This is a genomic window from Bacillus sp. FSL K6-1005 (assembly GCF_038000225.1).
Taxonomy (GTDB): Bacteria; Bacillota; Bacilli; order Bacillales; family Bacillaceae; genus Bacillus; species Bacillus mojavensis.
The window spans coordinates 1,892,279-1,910,232 of record NZ_JBBOBP010000001.1 but is presented as its reverse complement, the minus strand read 5'-3'; the positions used below and the strand labels follow the sequence as shown (position 1 = coordinate 1,910,232).

Sequence of the window (17,954 nt, the reverse complement as noted above, 5' to 3'; positions counted from 1 at the left end):
AAAACAAGTGTGTACACGTAAAGGGTATTCCGATATGATAGATTATATTCCATTCGGGTAAGGGGGAAAAAAGTTTGTCACAGCAATCGATACAAAAAGTGTTAGTAGCAAACAGGGGAGAAATTGCAATCCGTATATTCCGTGCTTGTACAGAATTGAATATTCGTACAGTTGCGGTTTATTCAAAAGAAGATTCCGGTTCCTATCATCGTTACAAAGCAGATGAAGCGTACCTGGTGGGCGAAGGGAAAAAACCAATTGACGCCTACCTGGATATTGAAGGTATTATTGATATTGCGAAAAGAAACAAGGTGGATGCGATCCATCCGGGATATGGTTTCTTATCTGAAAATATACATTTTGCAAGGCGCTGTGAAGAAGAAGGCATCGTGTTCATCGGTCCGACTTCTGAACATTTAGATATGTTTGGTGATAAGGTAAAAGCGCGTGAACAGGCGGAAAAAGCAGGAATTCCTGTTATTCCAGGAAGCGACGGCCCTGCAGAAACGCTTGAAGCAGTCGAACAATTCGGACAAATTCACGGTTATCCGATTATTATTAAAGCTTCGCTTGGCGGCGGCGGACGCGGCATGAGAATTGTCAGAAGTGAAAGTGAAGTCAAAGAAGCATATGAACGTGCAAAATCAGAGGCAAAAGCAGCCTTTGGCAATGATGAAGTATATGTAGAGAAACTGATTGAAAACCCTAAGCATATTGAGGTCCAGGTGATTGGAGACAATCAGGGCAATGTGATTCATCTTTTTGAACGGGACTGTTCTGTTCAAAGACGCCACCAAAAGGTGATTGAAGTAGCGCCGAGCGTTTCGCTGTCAACTGAATTGAGAGATCAAATTTGTGAAGCGGCGGTTGCGCTTGCTAAAAACGTGAACTATATAAATGCTGGTACGGTTGAATTCCTTGTCGCGAACAACGAGTTTTATTTTATAGAAGTAAATCCGCGTGTTCAAGTTGAGCATACAATTACGGAAATGATTACCGGTGTTGATATTGTGCAGACACAGATCCTTGTTGCCCAAGGCCACAGCCTTCACAGCAAAAAAGTCAACATTCCGGAGCAGAAGGACATTTTTACAATCGGCTATGCGATTCAGTCACGGGTAACGACTGAGGATCCGCAAAATGATTTTATGCCTGACACAGGGAAAATCATGGCTTACCGCTCGGGTGGAGGCTTTGGTGTTCGTCTTGATACAGGAAACAGCTTCCAAGGCGCCGTTATTACGCCATATTACGATTCACTGCTCGTTAAGCTATCAACTTGGGCTTTAACGTTTGAACAGGCGGCGGCCAAAATGGTTCGAAACCTTCAGGAGTTTAGAATCAGAGGAATTAAAACAAACATTCCGTTCCTTGAAAATGTCGCAAAGCATGAAAAGTTTCTGACAGGGCGATATGATACGTCTTTCATTGATACAACGCCTGAGTTGTTTAATTTCCCTAAACAGAAAGACCGCGGAACAAAAATGCTTACTTACATTGGAAATGTAACAGTGAATGGTTTCCCTGGAATCGGCAAAAAAGAGAAACCTGCGTTTGACAAACCGTTAGCTATCAAAGTAGACGTCGACCAGCAGCCTGCTAGAGGAACAAAACAGATTTTAGATGAAAAAGGCGCTGAAGGGCTTGTAAATTGGGTTAAGGAACAGAAATCTGTTCTATTAACTGATACAACATTCCGGGATGCCCATCAGTCTCTACTGGCGACTAGATTCAGATCGCATGATTTGAAAAAAATCGCTAATCCGACGGCTGCGTTATGGCCGGAGCTGTTCAGCATGGAAATGTGGGGAGGCGCGACCTTCGATGTAGCCTACCGCTTCCTGAAGGAAGATCCATGGAAGCGTTTGGAGGACCTCCGCAAGGAAGTGCCGAACACGCTGTTCCAGATGCTGCTTCGTTCCTCAAACGCTGTCGGCTATACGAATTATCCAGATAATGTAATTGAAGAATTTGTAAAGCAATCCGCTCAATCCGGCATTGATGTTTTCCGTATTTTCGACAGCTTAAACTGGGTAAAAGGGATGACGTTAGCAATTGATGCCGTTCGGGATTCAGGTAAAGTGGCTGAAGCGGCAATTTGTTACACAGGTGATATTCTCGACAAAACCCGTACAAAATATGATCTTGCTTATTATACATCTATGGCGAAGGAGCTTGAGGCTGCAGGAGCCCATATTCTCGGAATTAAAGATATGGCAGGTCTGTTAAAACCGCAAGCCGCATATGAGCTGGTGTCTGCGTTGAAAGAAACGATCAATATTCCGGTTCACTTACATACGCATGATACGAGCGGCAACGGAATTTATATGTATGCAAAAGCAGTAGAAGCAGGCGTTGATATAGTAGACGTGGCGGTCAGCTCAATGGCTGGCTTAACATCACAGCCTAGTGCGAGCGGATTTTACCATGCGATGGAAGGAAACTCCCGCCGTCCGGAAATGAACGTGCAAGGCGTGGAATTACTATCCCAGTATTGGGAATCAGTTCGTAAATATTATAGTGAATTTGAAAGCGGGATGAAGTCTCCGCATACTGAAATTTATGAGCATGAAATGCCTGGTGGCCAATACAGCAACCTGCAGCAGCAGGCGAAAGGCGTAGGCCTGGGCGATCGCTGGAACGAAGTCAAAGAGATGTACAGACGCGTAAATGATATGTTTGGTGATATTGTGAAGGTTACGCCTTCCTCTAAAGTAGTCGGGGATATGGCGCTGTACATGGTGCAAAATAACCTGACTGAAAAGGACATTTACGAAAAAGGCGAATCATTAGATTTCCCTGATTCTGTTATTGAGCTTTTCAAAGGAAATATTGGACAGCCTCATGGCGGATTCCCGGAAAAGCTTCAAAAGCTCATTTTAAAAGGGCAGGAGCCGATCACAGTCAGACCGGGAGAACTGCTTGAGCCGGTATCCTTTGAAGCGATCAAACAGGAGTTTAAAGAGCAGTATAACCTAGAGATTTCAGACCAGGATGCTGTGGCGTACGCCCTTTATCCTAAAGTCTTCTCTGATTATGTGAAAACTGCTGAAAGCTATGGAAATATTTCAGTATTAGATACTCCGACCTTCTTCTATGGCATGACATTAGGAGAAGAAATAGAAGTGGAAATTGAACGCGGGAAAACGCTGATCGTCAAACTAATTTCAATCGGTGAACCTCGGCCGGATGCAACTCGCGTGATCTATTTCGAACTGAACGGCCAGCCGCGCGAAGTGGTCATAAAGGACGAAAGCATTAAGTCTTCCGTTCAGGAGAGATTAAAAGCAGACCGTACAAATCCAAATCATATTGCGGCTTCTATGCCTGGAACTGTCATCAAGGTACTGACAGAAGCGGGTGCCAAAGTCAATAAAGGTGATCATTTGATGATCAACGAAGCCATGAAAATGGAAACAACGGTTCAGGCGCCATTCTCAGGAACAATCAAACAGATTCATGTGAAAAATGGAGAGCCGATCCAAACGGGAGATCTGCTTCTCGAAATTGAAAAAGCATAATCAAAAAGAGTGTATATCAGCTGATATACACTCTTTTTTAGTGAAGAACGAGATATGAAGACATGAAAGTGCAGCAAATCGAGGGGCTGATTCAAACGTGTGTAAAGGAGGCATTGGTTGTCTGCTCACAGGTGCAGGAATGAGACAAGCTGAACAAGGAGGGATGCTTAATAAGCTTCGTATGATGATGGCTTCTTTTCTGGTAAGAATGTTTGGACTTCTTGGTGAAAAGTTATTTTAATTAAGATCCTGTCCTAAACATCGACTGAACAGCGCGTTTAGCATTCATCATCGGTCGAGATGTTCCAAACCTTATATTAATCATCAAGTTGGAAGGATAAAAAAGACCAAAGCGTATAAGAGCTTTGGTCCTGTGTCTTATGCCCGTTTTGATTCGTAACGAAAGCGTGCAATCAATAATAAGAAGTAGCATAAAACCCCAAACAGGCAGGCAATAAAAAATGAGTGCGCAAGCGCAAAGCCCAGCGCCAGTTCAGAATATACGATCATAATGCCGGACAGTGCCTGTAACGTGATAAAAATAAGACACGAAATCCAGCCCCAAAAGATTTGCTTTTGTTCTTTATAGGAAGTAATCGCATGAACAGCGGCAACGATGATCCATACAAACAGGAGCAAGGCTGCAGCTCTGTGCCCCATTTGCACCCATTCGTGAAATTGGGTCGGAAGTCCATTGTTCAGCCTGCTGCACAGCGGCACATCAGGACACGCCAGACTGGAATCTGTATGTCTTACGTATGCGCCAGTATACACAACGATATAGGAATATATCAAAATACCTATCATGTGAAATTGCATTTTCTTGCCGATTTGAAGCGGTTTGACAAGTTTTCTGGCTGATTTATCAGCTTCAAATATCAGCAATGTTAATATTAGAACAGACGCAAAGGAAATCAGTGAAATCCCAAAATGAAGCGCCATAATAAGCGCGTTTGAACCGAATACAACAGCTAACGCGCCAAGCAGTGCCTGGAGAAACAAAAAGATAATGGACATGATGGCAAGAAACGTTGTCTCACGGAAAACAGGTGTGATTTTTCTCCATGACCAAAAGGCAAGGCTTAATACAAGAATAATTGAGATGCCGCTTGCGAATCTGTGGCTCCATTCAATAATAGAAGCGGGATTCAGTTCAGGGAAGAAGCGCCCGTGGCACAGCGGCCACTGTCTGCCGCATCCTTGGCCGGAACCTGTTTTTGTAACGAGGGCTCCCCCGATTAAAACAATAAGCATCACAAATGTAGTCAAAACACCGAGAGCTTTTAATGCTTTATTCATACAATATCCACCTTCTTAACAAACTGCTGCAATTTTTTATACGTACCAAGTGTAAGCGAATATGTGTTTTGTGGCAATTCTTAGAGCCCTTTGTTCACAAAAATATAATAGAATTACGACTTCTGGAAATGTATACTTGATTATTCATGCCGGGTCTGATAGAAATAAGGTAAACGCATTGGCGAATTGGCGATTGCCTTTTTCTCTGGTAAAATTCATAAAAAGTTCACAAATAAATTCCTGTTTCTCGTTTAATATTTAATAGGATGTTTTTTTACAAGTTGTTATCTTGTATGATAGAGTTGCAGGTTATTATGAACCTGCGTTAGGTTTGTAAGGGAGGTTTACGTTATGGCTAACTCCAGAATCTTAAATGATACAGCTATAGACGGACAAATTGAAGAAACAACGGCATGGAAAGATTTTCTGTCCCTCATTAAAATAGGGATCGTAAATTCTAATCTCATCACAACTTTTACTGGAATGTGGCTTGCTTTTCATATTTCCGGTTTAAGCTTTTTAGGCAATATAAACACCGTTCTTCTTACTTTATTTGGATCATCATTGATTATTGCGGGTTCCTGTGCGATCAATAACTGGTATGACCGGGACATTGATCATATCATGGAGCGTACAAAAGTAAGACCGACGGTTACGGGTAAAATTCAGCCGAATCAGGCTTTATGGTCTGGAATTTTGCTTGTTGCTTTAGGATTGATCATGCTGCTGATGACCACTGTGATGGCTGCTGTTATTGGTTTTATCGGAGTATTTACTTATGTTGTCCTGTACACAATGTGGACGAAACGCCGCTATACGATTAACACAGTAGTAGGGAGTGTTTCCGGAGCAGTGCCGCCTCTGATTGGATGGACGGCAGTAGAAGGAAATATCGGCGTCGTGGCATGGGTATTATTTATGATTTTATTCATTTGGCAGATTCCTCACTTCTTATCGCTTGCCATTAAGAAAACTGAGGACTACAGAGCCGCAAATATTCCAATGCTTCCAGTCGTATATGGATTTGAAGTGACGAAAAGACAAATTATTGTATGGGTTGCGTGCCTGATGCCGCTTCCATTCTTTTTAGGAAGCCTAGGTCTACCGATTGTGATTCTCGGATTGCTGTTAAATATCGGCTGGCTGATTCTTGGGTTGATGGGTTTCCGTTCAAAAAATATCATGAAGTGGGCGACAATGATGTTCGTTTACTCACTGAATTACATGACAATCTATTTCGTTGCAATGGTTGTCTTTACGCTTTTCTAAAAAATAGATACATTGCTTGTTTTATCGCTTCAAAATAACCGATGACAACTAGTGAATGCCGCCTTGACCTTTTGTTTAATCAGGCGGCTTTACTTTTATACATAGATGGCATTTTGAGTAAAAAAACTCATAATTTAAGAGAAGAGGAAATGTAAGTGCTTTATTGGGAGGCGGCCGGATTGCGATGGAATTAATCTATTTTCCGCCGCTGTATTGACCAGAAAAGGGGTTGGGTGAAATGGTAAAGCATTGGCGTCTTATCTTATTATTAGCCTTGGTGCCGCTTCTGTTAAGCGGATGTGGAAAACCTTTTTTATCCACGCTCAAGCCTGCTGGCGAGGTGGCTGATAAACAGTATGACCTGACAGTGCTCAGTACATTGATTATGGTTGTTGTCGTAGCAGTCGTATCTGTTATCTTCTTTTACGTGATTGTAAGATTCAGAAGGTCACGGGTTGGGGAAAACACGATACCAAAACAAGTGGAAGGAAATAAATTTTTAGAAATCACATGGACAGTAATCCCTATTTTGCTGCTCATCATTCTTGTTATCCCTGTCGTATTATATACGCTTGAACTCGCAGATACATCACCTATGGATAAGAAAAACCGCAAAGCCGAGGATGCTCTCGTTGTCAATGTCAGAGCGAATTTATATTGGTGGGAGTTTGAATATCCTGATTACGGCATTATCACAAGCCAGGAGCTGATCGTACCGACAGACCAGCGGGTTTATTTCAGTTTAAAAGCTTCTGATGTAAAACATTCTTTCTGGATTCCTTCAGCTGGAGGAAAAATTGATACCAATACTGATAACGAAAATACGTTCTTCTTAACGTTCGATTCAAAACGCAGCAAAGAGGCGGGAGATACGTTCTTTGGAAAGTGTGCTGAGCTTTGCGGGCCTTCACACGCACTCATGGATTTTAAAGTAAAGGCCCTTTCTGCGAAAGAGTTTCAGGCATGGACAAAAGATATGAAAAACTATAAGACGACAGCAGAAAATGATTTGGCTAAGCAGGGGGAAGAGCTGTTCAAAGAGAAAAACTGCCTGAGCTGTCATGCAGTGGAGCCGAATGATAAGCGTGCGGAGGCAGCAAGAACGGCACCAAATCTGGCGACTTTCGGTGAAAGGACAAAAGTGGCAGGGGTAAAGGATGCCAATGAAGAAAATGTGAAAGCCTGGCTGAAAGACCCTGAGAGCATAAAGCCAGGGAACAAAATGACAGGAACATATCCGAAGCTTTCAGACAGTGAAATGGACGCGCTTTATGAATACTTAAAAGGCTTGAAAGCAGAAAGCAAGTAGGGAAGAAAGGGAGATATTGGGGGAGGTCACATATGTTGAATGCGCTTACAGAAAAGCGGACGCGCGGATCTATGCTTTGGGATTATTTGACGACGGTGGACCACAAAAAAATTGCAATACTTTACTTAATCGCAGGAGGATTCTTCTTTCTTGTCGGGGGAATTGAAGCGATGTTTATCAGAATCCAGCTTGCAAAGCCGGAAAATGCTTTTCTCAGTGCTCAAGCGTACAATGAAGTGATGACGATGCACGGGACGACAATGATCTTTTTGGCTGCGATGCCGCTTTTATTTGCTTTGATGAATGCGGTTGTTCCATTGCAGATCGGAGCGCGGGATGTTTCGTTTCCATTTTTAAACTCGCTTGGTTTTTGGCTCTTCTTCTTCGGGGGCATTTTCTTAAACTTAAGCTGGTTTTTGGGAGGAGCGCCAGATGCGGGCTGGACGTCATATGCCTCGCTTTCGCTTCATTCCAAAGGGCACGGCATAGACTTTTTCGTCCTTGGACTGCAAATATCAGGACTGGGGACGCTGATAGCCGGGATTAACTTTTTGGCCACGATTATTAACATGAGGGCTCCCGGCATGACGTACATGAGGCTGCCTTTGTTTACATGGACGACATTTGTGGCGTCGGCATTGATTTTGTTTGCGTTTCCGCCGCTAACGGTTGGCTTGGCTCTTATGATGCTGGATCGGCTGTTTGGCACAAATTTCTTTAATCCTGAGCTTGGCGGTAACACGATTATTTGGGAACATTTATTTTGGATATTCGGACATCCGGAGGTTTATATTCTGATTTTGCCTGCTTTCGGCATTTTCTCAGAGGTCATCCCGGTGTTTTCCAGAAAGCGTTTGTTTGGATATTCTTCAATGGTTTTTGCGATCGTGCTTATCGGTTTTCTTGGCTTTATGGTTTGGGTGCACCACATGTTTACGACAGGCCTCGGACCGATTGCGAACGCAATCTTTGCAGTTGCTACAATGGCGATCGCTATTCCGACCGGGATTAAAATTTTTAACTGGCTGCTGACGATTTGGGGAGGAAATGTGAAATATACCACAGCCATGCTGTATGCCGTCTCATTTATCCCGTCCTTTGTGCTTGGTGGTGTGACAGGTGTCATGCTGGCGGCAGCAGCTGCTGATTACCAGTTCCATGACACGTATTTTGTTGTGGCGCACTTTCACTATGTCATTATAGGCGGAGTGGTATTCGGGCTATTAGCCGGTGTTCATTTCTGGTGGCCGAAAATGTTCGGTAAAATTCTGCATGAAACAATGGGGAAAATATCATTTGTCTTGTTTTTTATCGGCTTCCATCTTACTTTTTTCATCCAGCACTTTGTCGGTTTAATGGGCATGCCGCGCCGAGTGTATACCTTCTTGCCAGGCCAGGGGCTTGAAACCGGCAACTTGATCAGCACAATCGGGGCGTTTTTTATGGCAGCAGCCGTTATCCTCCTGCTTGTCAATGTCATCTGGACCTCGGTGAAGGGCGAATATGTCGGAGATGATCCATGGCATGACGGGCGTACGCTTGAATGGGCTGTTTCGTCACCACCGCCAGAATATAATTTTAAACAGCTTCCATTTGTCAGAGGGCTTGACCCGCTGTGGATTGAGAAGCAGGCGGGACACAAATCAATGACACCGGCTGAACCGGTTGAAGATATCCATATGCCAAACGGTTCAATTCTGCCGCTGATCATTTCCTTCGGCCTCTTTGTCGCTGCCTTTGGTCTCTTGTATAGAACCGAGCACGCTTGGGGTCTGCCGGTGATCTTTATCGGACTTGGCATCACATTTTTTACAATGCTGCTCCGTTCATTGATTGATGATCACGGTTATCATATTCACAAAGAGGAACTGCCGAACGATGATAAAGGGGTGAAGGCGTAATGCAAATTGAAGAAAAATTCACCGCAGAGACCTTTCCAGCTTCTCCCGAAAAAGCAACACTGGAAGGGAAAAATAAATTTTTAGGTTTTTGGCTTTTTCTTGGGGGAGAGACTGTTTTGTTCGCGTCTCTCTTCGCCACTTTTCTTGCACTCCGGAATTCAAACGCCGGTGACCCGCCTACGACAGAAATGTTTGATGTCACACTCGTTTTTATCGCCACAATGCTCTTATTAACGAGCAGTTTAACGAGTGTATATGCGATGTATCATATGAAAAACTTTTCCTTCGGGAAAATGCAGCTTTGGCTGGGGATTACCTTGTTATTGGGTGCGGGATTTTTAGGCTTGGAAATTTATGAATTTAAGCATTACACACATGAGTTTGGCTTTACCATCACAAGCTCGGCGCTTGGCTCATCGTTTTATACGCTTGTCGGCACACATGGTGCGCACGTGGCGTTTGGCCTCTTGTGGATCAGCGCGCTGATGATTCGCAATGCAAAGAGGGGCTTGAGCTTATATACAGCGCCTAAGTTTTACGTGGCCAGTCTTTACTGGCATTTTATTGATGTCGTGTGGGTCTTTATCTTTACCGTTGTATATTTAATGGGGATGGTGGGATAAACATGGTCGATAAAAAAAGCAGAGGACATATCAGCGGCGACCTTGAATATAAGAAAAAGAAGCATGCTCAGGAGATGAAATATCAAGTCATGTCTTTTGGCCTGATGATCGGCCTTACGCTCGTTGCGTTTCTGACTGTGGCAACAGACGGCATCGGCAGCTGGTTTACGATTCCTTTCATAATACTGCTTGCGGCTATTCAAGTGATATTTCAGCTGTATTACTTCATGCATATGAATCAGAAAGGGCATGAAGCGCCGGCATTGTTTCTGTATTCAGGTATGTTTGTCGCGTTCATTACGGTGCTTGCGTTTGTTACAATTATATGGTGGTAATTTGAGCAGCCGCCGGAGGTGAAGACATGAATCAGTTAGACGTGTTTGGGTTTCGCGCTATGTGGAGCCCTTATCTTTTTTGTATCCTTTTAGGCATCACGGTGCTTTACATCTTTTTTTACAGACGGATGTCTTCAAAGCCTGACCGTCTTACGGGTAAAGAAATGGCCTGTTTTCTGTCGGCAATGCTGTTTTTATATGCAGCCGAAGGAAGCCCGATTGATCTGCTCGGACATATTATGTTCAGCGCCCATATGGTGCAGATGGCTGTTTTGTATTTAGTGGTTCCGCCTTTATTAATCGCAGGAATTCCTGCATGGGCCTGGGAAAAAATGATTTTTCGGCCTGCTATTAAGCCGTTTTTTACTTTTTTCTCAACACCCTTAATTGCATTGCTTTTATTTAACGGCATTTTTTCTCTTTATCATGTGCCGCTAATATTTGATACTGTCAAAACGGATACGCTTTACCATACGGTAATGACTTGGCTCATTTTCGTGTTAGCATTTTTTATGTGGTGGCCGCTCGTCCATAAGGTGGCTCGGCTTCCACAGCTCAGCGGCTTGATGAAGCTGGGCTATATTATGGCGGACGGTATACTGCTGACGCCTGCTTGCGCCCTGATCATGTTTAGCGGAACGCCGTTATATGCCACCTATACAGATCCGTCTGCCTGGGCGGAAGCCATGAAGCTTTGTGTTCCTGCGGATATGCTGGGACAGGTTCCGTTAACAGGACCGGAAATGTTTAATACACTTCCTTTGTTAGAGGATCAGCAGCTCGGGGCCGTTATGATGAAAATCATTCAGGAAATTGTATACGGCGCTTTTTTGGCGATTGTCTTTTTTCAATGGGTGAAGAAGGAAAGGGAAAAGGATGGACAGGAGGAGCCGCCTTATATTCAGCAGACGATATCATAAAAGGTACAGCGGCAATTGGCTGTACCTTTTTTATTACATTTGAACGGTTTTCAGCATGTCGGAGATGTCCTGGATGAGTGCCTTGCTTTTGGTCACAACCTGCACTGGGAACTCTTCTGTTTCTCCGTATTCCACTCCGTGCGGGTAATAGTGTTTTCCTAATAGAGGGGGCATTAATTGAATAACGGCGCGGCCGCTTCCGACATCGCCCTCTGTTGCATTGCCTTGAATCCGCAGGTAAAACGTTCCCTCAATCGTCGAAAACTTTCTGTCATAGGTCACTCTTTCATAATCCCATTGACCGGCTCTGATGAGTCCCTTGCTTTCCATCAAATCGTCCAAGAGGCTGAGCTCAGCCTTTACCCCTTCAAGTCCGCTATCAGTAAACTTCAACACTGACCCCTCCTTATGAAAATTACCTTTCCTGACAATCATAGTATGAAAGCGTTAAACTTTCAATGAATCTTCTTCTTTTGAAAGTATGCAAAAATGAAAATTTGACGAAAATATCACTAGATAAAAGGAGGTTTTACGGATGACAAAAATAAAAGATCTGATGACAGCTGACTTGCAATATTGCACGGTATTAGATAATGTATATGAAGCTGCGGTAAAGATGAAAGACGCGGATGTAGGTGCCATTCCGGTAGTTGATGAGGATGGAGAAACACTGGTCGGCATCGTAACTGATCGTGATCTAGTGTTAAGAGGCATCGCCTCAAAAAGGCCCAACTCCCAAAAAATCACTGACGCTATGACCGAAAAACCTGTGAGTGTCGAAGAGGACGCGCCAGTTGATGAGGTACTTCATTTAATGGCATCCCATCAGCTCAGACGGATACCTGTAACCAAAAACAACAAGCTGACTGGTATTGTCACGCTTGGTGATCTTTCCTTATCTGAACAAACTAATGAACGTGCCGGCAGTGCTTTATCAGATATTTCAGAGGACGAAAACAGAGAGCAAGGCTTTTTGCATTAACACATAAATCTTTGACATGTTAAATAGGCTGTATTGTAATAAAAAATAAGGCAAGACATGCAATTCACATCACGGGGGTGATAGATTGAAAAATATATTAAGAGCTATGGTTATCCTCTTGATCATTTGCGGAACTTATGTTCTGTTTATTCAATATGGGGCTGTTCCTGAAAAAAAATCAAATGACAGCGAGCCTCAAGTCTCTAACGAGGAAGCGGCAAGCGGCAAACGAATACATATGCCGACTTCAGGATTATTGTCCTTTATGGGCAAATCCGACGACGATGTAAAGAAAAAACTTGGGGAACCGGAACGTATTGACCCCTCGGCTTATGATTACGAATGGTGGGTTTACAATCAGGGAAAAGACCAATATGTGCAAATCGGGATGCTGAACAATAAAGTGGTCACATTATTTGCGGCGGGAAATGATATTAACGCAAAGCCCTTCAAAATCGGTGAGTCAACGGGAGAAGTATTTAAGACAACCCAGGTGGCTCCGTTTGTAAATGTAGAATATAAAGGAAATTCCTATCGGTTTGAGTTTTCTGAAGAGGACATTAACACCAGACCGACTGTAAAAGTAGGGAAGATGTACGTCCAGCTGTATATGGACAAATTTGAAGGGAAGCTATCCAGCATCAGGGCGTTTGACGCGCAAACCTTTGTCAAGCAAAGACCTTATGAGGTAGTGTACCGCGGTGAGTTAGTAGAACCGAAAACCGTTACGGAAGATAAGTGGAATGAGATCCAATCAACGAGTGAAAAGCAAATACTCGATTTGACCAATGTTATTCGTGTCAAACATGGGTTAGCTAAGCTTGAGTGGGATCAGCCGACGGCCGAAGTGGCTTTTGGCCACAGTGAGGATATGAAGAAAAACAACTATTTCTCCCATGTATCGAAGAAATATGGCACGCTGAAGGACCGCTTGGAAAAAGGTGATGTCGACTTTGAGCAAGCGGGAGAAAATATCGCGTACAATTATGTGGACGGTCCGGCTGCTGTAGAAGGCTGGCTGAATAGTGAAGGCCATCGAAAAGCGCTTCTAAATTCAGATTACACGCATCTTGGCGTCGGTGTAGACCGGAAGTATTACACTCAAAACTTTATTAAACGCTGATAGATCAGCCGCGGGCCACAGGTACCGCGGCTGTTTATTGTTTCTGCAAAGACTCAGATGAACCTTTCTCGATGGATACTGTGAGTGACGACGGGACCAAAAAAAGAGCTGCAACGAGTTGCTGTCCAGCTCTTTTTTGATGAGGAGACTGACAGACGGCCGGAGCCAATTAAGGGATCTTGTTCTGACGGTTTCGGTACATGCCGCATCCAAACATTTACACAAGGCTGGAATCTTGGTTTCAGAAACGATTAAGGTCTCGGCTAGGGATAAAGCTTCTGTTGTTCGACCTGAAAGCGCATTGAGAAATTACGCGGAGTTTGTTCTGCACTTCTTGTTTTAAGGGGAAATGCCTAAAAAATTTTCTGTAAATATTAGGCGAACACTATGGCTCATAAACCGATACATTGTAGTAGGTACATTTTTCGGAGGGGGTGAGGATTGTGGCGAATCAACATGCCAATCATTCAATTAATGACTTTAAACAATTCGTTAAAAAACATCCCAAGCTAATCAAAGAAGTGCGCAAAGAACAAAGAAGCTGGCAGGACGTATATGAAAATTGGGTTCTCTTCGGAGAAAAAGACCCGATTTGGGATCCGTACAGAGAACCGGGGGCAGCCGCAGAAGCGGTAACCGACACATCAGAAAGAAATGATTTTGTTTCTAAAATGGTGACAGCTGTGAAAAAGATGGATGTCAATCAAATGAATGAACAGATCAATAAAATGAGCCAGTCGATCTCATCGTTGCAAAGCCTTCTCAACACATTTTCCGGAAGCGGACATAAGCAATCTCAGCCAGGACCCGGACAGCATCCTTTTTCTTTTCGGAAGGATTAATAAAGGAGAGCTTATATGCGCAAAGACGTTCAGGAATTTATTTTAGCAGATGAAGAACGAAAACGATTCTTAAGAGAACAGCCGATTTGGTACCGGAGGCTGGCGAGAAAGCCGGATGACCTGGCTTCATTTCAGCTTGAGATGATGAATTTTTATGAAAAAACCATTCCGCATCGGGTGAATCAGTTTACGAACGGGATTCAAATGGCACAAATGATGATGCAAATGTTCCAAGCGATGCGGACAAAAGATTAAAAGACCCGAAAATGGGTCTTTTTCATTGTGTAAACCAGTGTGGGCTTTTACAACTCCATTTTTAAGGGCGGTTAAGCATTTTCCAATTGGCAGGTTTCATGGTAAACTAACAACTGGAGGTGCGTGCTATGTATGCGACGATGGAATCCGTGCGGCTTCAAAGTGAAGCTCAGCAGCTTGCCGAGATGATTCTGCAGTCGGAGACGGCTGAGAACTACCGCAATTGTTACAAGCGTCTCCAGGAAGATGAAGAGGCAGGGCGGATTATTCGTTCTTTTATCAAAATAAAAGAGCAATATGAGGATGTGCAGCGTTTTGGCAAATATCATCCTGACTATAGAGAAATATCCCGGAAAATGAGGGAGATAAAGCGGGAGCTCGACCTGAACGATAAGGTGGCCGACTTCAAAAAAGCAGAGACCGAACTGCAGTCTATTCTTGATGAAATCAGCGTTGAAATTGGGACAGCTGTTTCAGAGCATATAAAAGTTCCGACTGGGAATCCTTATTTTGACGGTTTGTCTTCATGCGGAGGCGGCTGCGGATCAGGCGGCGGCTGCGGATGCAAAGTGTCATGACGAGACTGGCCGTCTCGTCTTTTACATATAAGAGAAATCAGGCAGGTGAACGTATTGGAGAATAGACGCCAGGGCATGATTGTGTATCTTCATTCTTTAAAGCAAAGCAAAATGCTGAGAAAGTTTGGAAATGTGCATTATGTGTCAAAACGCTTAAAATATGTCGTGCTGTATTGTGATATGGATCAAATTGAAAAAACAATGGACAAGATCTCGTCATATTCTTTTGTTAAGAAAGTTGTGCCTTCTTATAAACCGTTTTTAAAATTGGAATTTGAGTCAAAGCTCGATAAAGCGAAAGAATATGATTATAAAATCGGAATATAGCTGTATAAAAAAATCCCCGCAGGTTTCTGCGGGGTCCTTCTATTCCTTAACTTGTTAAGGAGAAGGCAAAGGGAGAGGAGAAACCGGAGGAAGAACTTATGGGGAAACGTAAGTCTTCTCCGCGGTTGGCAACAACATCCTCTGGATGCTGTTGCTTATAGTATGGACAATGATCCTTCCGCTTATACACTTGTAAATGAAGTTTAGCGCTCATTGTTTGAAAGAATGCTTTATGATAAGATAGGATTGGTTTTTTTCTTATACATAACGGCGTCCGGCCGAACAAGGTAACAAAATAGCTTTTAGAAAAAGTGGTGTGGAACATGAGAGTAATTTCTGGATCAAAAAAAGGCCGTTCACTAAAGGCAGTGCCGGGAACATCAACGAGACCGACAACCGATAAAGTGAAGGAATCTATTTTCAATATGATTGGCCCTTATTTTGACGGGGGCAGGGGACTTGATTTATTCGCTGGAAGCGGAGGTCTTGGTATTGAAGCGCTTTCGCGAGGGTTTGACCATTGTATATTCGTTGACCGTGATTATAAAGCGATTCAAACGGTAAAATCGAACTTAAAAACATTAGAGCTTACAGCGTATGCAGATGTGTACCGAAATGATGCGGAACGTGCTTTGCACGCAGCTGCGAAAAGAGAAACGGGTTTTCACGGGATTTTTCTTGATCCTCCGTATAAGGAACAAAAACTAAAAGCGCTCTTAAGTGTGATAGACGAACAACAAATGCTGGAAGATGACGGTTTTATCGTCGCAGAGCATGACAAAGACGTCGAGCTTCCCGAAGCAGTAGGTGATTTAGTGATAACAAGAAAAGAAACCTACGGATTGACAGGGGTGGCGATCTATAAAAAGAGGGGGTTGTGATGTGACGAGTATAGCTGTCTGTCCCGGCAGTTTTGATCCGGTGACCTACGGGCATCTGGATATCATTAAACGGGGGGCTAATATATTTGATCAAGTGTATGTGTGTGTGCTGAACAATTCTTCAAAAAAGCCGTTATTCAGTGTAGAAGAACGCTGTGAGCTTTTGAGAGAAGTGACAAAATACATTCCGAACATAACAGTTGAGACGTCACAAGGGCTGTTAATTGATTATGCCAAAAGAAAAAATGCAAAAGCCATTTTAAGAGGCTTGAGAGCGGTGTCTGATTTTGAGTACGAGATGCAGGGAACATCCGTAAACCGTGTGCTTGATGAATCAATTGAAACCTTTTTTATGATGACAAATAACCAATATTCTTTCTTAAGTTCAAGCATAGTAAAAGAAGTGGCTAAGTATAAAGGCGCGGTATCAGAATTTGTACCGCCTGAAGTCGAGAAGGCGCTTCAGGAAAAATTCAGACAAGGATGAGTGTTTTGAGCTCATCCTTTTTTTGTACCGTTTGTCAGTCTGTATGAAAAAATGAAAATGTACGTAAACAGTGCACATAACGTGACAGCAGGGCCAATCTCTACAAGCAGATTCCATCCGCTGATAAGAGCTGTCGGCAGCTCACCTGTATCAAGAGATTTAAAAACGTACTGATCATGGTCATTCCACGCGGTGTAAAGAGGTTTCCATAACAGAATGACAAAAACGGCGGCATAAATGCCTTGCAGCACACGCGCGATGAAGAAAGGTTTAAATCTGATGTCCGTCTCTGATAAAATGCCTGCCACTTGAGCCTGAACGGAAAAGCCGCTGAACCCGAGGATAAAGCTGACGACAACGGCTTTTTGCAAAAGGGAGACATCTGTCTCGCTGACAAGCTTGCTTCCCATTGTAATTTCAAACATCCCTGATAATAAAGGAATGTCCAGCTGAGAGGGGAGCTGAAACAAGGTCAGTGCGCCTTCTGTGAGAATAGAGAGAATATCGGTCAGTTGTACGACAGATAACAAACGATTAAAGACAGAAAACAAAATAATAAAGCCGCCCACCATTAGAAGGGTTTGCACAGATGACGTTACAGCGTCGCCTAAAATTTTTCCTAAAGGTCTTTTTTCCGCAAGTCTTGCAGTGTGAAGAGCATGTAAAGCATCTTTGATTGAAGGCAAAGAGATGGTTTTGTTTCTCATGAGCTGCCGCTCTTCTTTACGCCCGTAGGAGCGCATCGTTAAACCGACAGCCAAATTTCCTAAATAGTGTGCAGATGCTAATAAAATACCTAATGACGCATTCTGAAAAAAGCCGACGGCGACAGCTCCAAAAATAAAGAGCGGGTTGGATGAATTGGTGAAGGAAGCAAGCCGTTCTGCTTCTACTCTTGAAATCTGTTTTTCCTGCCGCAGCCTTGCCGTCAGTTTTGCGCCGGCGGGGTTCCCTGATGCCATACCCATGGCCAGAACGAAGCCGCCGACACCCGGCACGCGGAAAATAGGGCGCATAAAAGGCTCGAGCAGAACACCGACAAACCTTACAATACCAAAGCCAATTAATAGCTCAGACAGTATGAAAAACGGCAGCAAAGACGGAAATACGACCTCCCACCACATGGACAGCCCGGTTTTAGAGGCTTCGAATGAGGCCTGCGGATGTGAGATAACAGTCGCTGTTAAAAAAATAAAAAACGCAGCAATCAAAAGTGTATGAATCTTCGACAAGTTCATTCTTACCTCCCCGACGCTAAAAATGCACAATGACATGTATATCATGATAAAATATGGTATGGCT

At 43.5% G+C, this 17,954-nt stretch carries 18 protein-coding genes; 15 read left to right on the top strand and 3 right to left on the bottom strand.

What is annotated here, in order from left to right:
- Positions 1–74 precede the first annotated feature (74 nt).
- Positions 75–3,521, top strand: a complete 3,447-nt coding sequence (pyc, locus tag NST16_RS09930; protein ID WP_340886139.1) for a pyruvate carboxylase — start codon at positions 75–77, stop codon at positions 3,519–3,521.
- A gap of 378 nt (positions 3,522–3,899) precedes the next feature.
- Here pyc and ctaA read toward each other — a convergent pair whose 3' ends face one another.
- Positions 3,900–4,820, bottom strand: coding sequence for a heme A synthase CtaA (ctaA, locus tag NST16_RS09925; RefSeq protein WP_340886136.1), 921 nt, complete (start codon positions 4,818–4,820; stop codon positions 3,900–3,902).
- Between the two features lie 351 nt (positions 4,821–5,171).
- Here ctaA and cyoE point away from each other — a divergent pair, with 351 nt between their 5' ends.
- From cyoE to ctaG, 6 genes are all read left to right on the top strand, one after another.
- Entirely contained in the window at positions 5,172–6,089 is a 918-nt protein-coding gene (gene cyoE / locus NST16_RS09920; RefSeq protein WP_010334129.1) for a heme o synthase, read from the top strand.
- A gap of 238 nt (positions 6,090–6,327) precedes the next feature.
- Positions 6,328–7,398, top strand: a complete 1,071-nt coding sequence (gene coxB, locus NST16_RS09915) for a cytochrome c oxidase subunit II (RefSeq protein ID WP_010334130.1) — start codon at positions 6,328–6,330, stop codon at positions 7,396–7,398.
- Between the two features lie 32 nt (positions 7,399–7,430).
- Complete coding sequence (ctaD, locus tag NST16_RS09910) at positions 7,431–9,299, top strand: cytochrome c oxidase subunit I (protein ID WP_026014704.1); 1,869 nt, start codon at positions 7,431–7,433, stop codon at positions 9,297–9,299.
- The gene (gene ctaE / locus NST16_RS09905) at positions 9,299–9,922 is read left to right on the top strand and encodes a cytochrome c oxidase subunit III (protein WP_059352864.1); all 624 of its coding nucleotides are present in this window, start codon (positions 9,299–9,301) and stop codon (positions 9,920–9,922) included. Before ctaD ends, ctaE begins: the two co-directional genes overlap by 1 nt.
- A gap of 2 nt (positions 9,923–9,924) precedes the next feature.
- On the top strand, positions 9,925–10,257 hold the full coding sequence (gene ctaF / locus NST16_RS09900) for a cytochrome c oxidase subunit IVB (protein WP_010334133.1): 333 nt from the start codon (positions 9,925–9,927) through the stop codon (positions 10,255–10,257).
- 26 nt (positions 10,258–10,283) lie between these two features.
- Positions 10,284–11,177, top strand: coding sequence for a cytochrome c oxidase assembly factor CtaG (gene ctaG, locus NST16_RS09895; protein WP_268446278.1), 894 nt, complete (start codon positions 10,284–10,286; stop codon positions 11,175–11,177).
- A 33-nt stretch (positions 11,178–11,210) separates the two neighbouring features.
- Here the strand turns inward: ctaG and NST16_RS09890 are convergent, their stop codons facing one another.
- Entirely contained in the window at positions 11,211–11,573 is a 363-nt protein-coding gene (locus tag NST16_RS09890) for a YugN family protein (RefSeq protein WP_081720783.1), read from the bottom strand.
- Positions 11,574–11,712: 139 nt separating this feature from the next.
- Here NST16_RS09890 and NST16_RS09885 point away from each other — a divergent pair, with 139 nt between their 5' ends.
- From NST16_RS09885 to coaD, 8 genes are all read left to right on the top strand, one after another.
- The gene (locus NST16_RS09885; RefSeq protein ID WP_010334136.1) at positions 11,713–12,159 is read left to right on the top strand and encodes a CBS domain-containing protein; all 447 of its coding nucleotides are present in this window, start codon (positions 11,713–11,715) and stop codon (positions 12,157–12,159) included.
- Between the two features lie 85 nt (positions 12,160–12,244).
- A complete protein-coding gene (locus tag NST16_RS09880; RefSeq protein ID WP_268446275.1) occupies positions 12,245–13,282 on the top strand; it encodes a CAP domain-containing protein in 1,038 nt (345 codons plus the stop codon).
- A 443-nt stretch (positions 13,283–13,725) separates the two neighbouring features.
- Positions 13,726–14,124, top strand: a complete 399-nt coding sequence (locus tag NST16_RS09875; RefSeq protein WP_029441238.1) for a YlbD family protein — start codon at positions 13,726–13,728, stop codon at positions 14,122–14,124.
- 15 nt (positions 14,125–14,139) lie between these two features.
- Entirely contained in the window at positions 14,140–14,379 is a 240-nt protein-coding gene (locus NST16_RS09870; RefSeq protein ID WP_010334139.1) for a YlbE-like family protein, read from the top strand.
- A gap of 128 nt (positions 14,380–14,507) precedes the next feature.
- A complete protein-coding gene (gene ricF, locus NST16_RS09865; RefSeq protein WP_010334140.1) occupies positions 14,508–14,957 on the top strand; it encodes a regulatory iron-sulfur-containing complex subunit RicF in 450 nt (149 codons plus the stop codon).
- Between the two features lie 54 nt (positions 14,958–15,011).
- Positions 15,012–15,284, top strand: coding sequence for a YlbG family protein (locus tag NST16_RS09860; RefSeq protein WP_010334141.1), 273 nt, complete (start codon positions 15,012–15,014; stop codon positions 15,282–15,284).
- A 323-nt stretch (positions 15,285–15,607) separates the two neighbouring features.
- Entirely contained in the window at positions 15,608–16,165 is a 558-nt protein-coding gene (gene rsmD, locus NST16_RS09855; protein ID WP_029441239.1) for a 16S rRNA (guanine(966)-N(2))-methyltransferase RsmD, read from the top strand.
- Between the two features lies 1 nt (position 16,166).
- The gene (coaD, locus tag NST16_RS09850) at positions 16,167–16,652 is read left to right on the top strand and encodes a pantetheine-phosphate adenylyltransferase (protein ID WP_268505617.1); all 486 of its coding nucleotides are present in this window, start codon (positions 16,167–16,169) and stop codon (positions 16,650–16,652) included.
- 11 nt (positions 16,653–16,663) lie between these two features.
- Here the strand turns inward: coaD and ylbJ are convergent, their stop codons facing one another.
- Positions 16,664–17,890, bottom strand: coding sequence for a sporulation integral membrane protein YlbJ (gene ylbJ / locus NST16_RS09845; protein WP_286058578.1), 1,227 nt, complete (start codon positions 17,888–17,890; stop codon positions 16,664–16,666).
- Positions 17,891–17,954 lie beyond the last annotated feature (64 nt).

Excerpts from the sequence above, each read along its gene's own strand:
- ctaE (WP_059352864.1), top strand. The coding sequence starts at position 9,299 with ATGCAAATTGAAGAAAAATTCACCGCAGAGACCTTTCCAGCTTCTCCC.
- ctaF (WP_010334133.1), top strand. The coding sequence starts at position 9,925 with ATGGTCGATAAAAAAAGCAGAGGACATATCAGCGGCGACCTTGAATAT.
- coxB (WP_010334130.1), top strand. The coding sequence starts at position 6,328 with ATGGTAAAGCATTGGCGTCTTATCTTATTATTAGCCTTGGTGCCGCTT.
- NST16_RS09885 (WP_010334136.1), top strand. The coding sequence starts at position 11,713 with ATGACAAAAATAAAAGATCTGATGACAGCTGACTTGCAATATTGCACG.
- ricF (WP_010334140.1), top strand. The coding sequence starts at position 14,508 with ATGTATGCGACGATGGAATCCGTGCGGCTTCAAAGTGAAGCTCAGCAG.
- cyoE (WP_010334129.1), top strand. The coding sequence starts at position 5,172 with ATGGCTAACTCCAGAATCTTAAATGATACAGCTATAGACGGACAAATT.
- ylbJ (WP_286058578.1), bottom strand. The coding sequence starts at position 17,890 with ATGAACTTGTCGAAGATTCATACACTTTTGATTGCTGCGTTTTTTATT.
- NST16_RS09870 (WP_010334139.1), top strand. The coding sequence starts at position 14,140 with ATGCGCAAAGACGTTCAGGAATTTATTTTAGCAGATGAAGAACGAAAA.
- ctaD (WP_026014704.1), top strand. The coding sequence starts at position 7,431 with ATGTTGAATGCGCTTACAGAAAAGCGGACGCGCGGATCTATGCTTTGG.
- rsmD (WP_029441239.1), top strand. The coding sequence starts at position 15,608 with ATGAGAGTAATTTCTGGATCAAAAAAAGGCCGTTCACTAAAGGCAGTG.
- ctaA (WP_340886136.1), bottom strand. The coding sequence starts at position 4,820 with ATGAATAAAGCATTAAAAGCTCTCGGTGTTTTGACTACATTTGTGATG.
- ctaG (WP_268446278.1), top strand. The coding sequence starts at position 10,284 with ATGAATCAGTTAGACGTGTTTGGGTTTCGCGCTATGTGGAGCCCTTAT.